The sequence below is a fragment of the Bacillus sp. CECT 9360 genome, assembly GCF_918741275.1.
In the GTDB taxonomy this organism is placed as follows: Bacteria; Bacillota; Bacilli; order Bacillales; family DSM-1321; genus Peribacillus.
The window spans coordinates 1-679 of record NZ_CAKKNA010000037.1; the positions used below are offsets into that span (position 1 = coordinate 1).

A 679-nucleotide genomic window follows, 5' to 3' on the forward strand; every position below is an offset into this window, starting at 1 on the left:
AGGATGACACCTTGCACATCCTTTTCTTTTTGAATAGCTTGGTATACAGTTTTGATCACTAAAATTGTTTCTGTGTTTCTTCCCATTTCATAGGCAATGATTTCATTATTATACAGATCCAAAATGGCAGATAAATGTAATTTTTCCTCTTCAATTTGGAAGGTAGTTATGTCTGTAACCCATTTTTCATTAGGTGTATGAGCTGAAAAGTCCCTATCGATTATATTAGGGGCAATGGTTTCTGGTTCTTTCCGTTTATACTGATTATAGTTTGGAAACTTTCTCTTTTTTCGAATGATGGATTGGATTCCAAGTTCTCTGCAAAGTCGATACACTCGTTTATGATTAATTTCCATTTGGTACTCTTCTTGGAGCTCCATGTGGATACTCCGATATCCCCATTGTTTGTCTGAATCCTCATATAGTTGTAGAATTAACTTTTTTATTTCGGCATCTTTATCTTCTTTTATATACTTCTTATATTTATAGTAACCACTCTCTGATACACCAAGAAACTCACAGAGTTCCGCAACCTTAAATTGATCTCTTAAAACATCTACTACATGAAACTTTAATTTCTTCCCCCCTTCATTAAGATTTCCTGAAACTTTTTTAAGACAGCATTCTCCAATTCCAATTTCTTAATATACCGCTCTTGATCGGTGTACTCTTTCCTTCG

Annotated in this window: 1 protein-coding gene; it reads right to left on the minus strand. The window is 34.2% G+C overall.

Annotated features, from left to right (window positions below):
* On the minus strand, positions 1-638 hold a 638-nt coding region (locus LQ216_RS20245; protein ID WP_354959456.1), incomplete at its 3' end, for an IS3 family transposase.
* Positions 639-679: the final 41 nt, after the last annotated feature.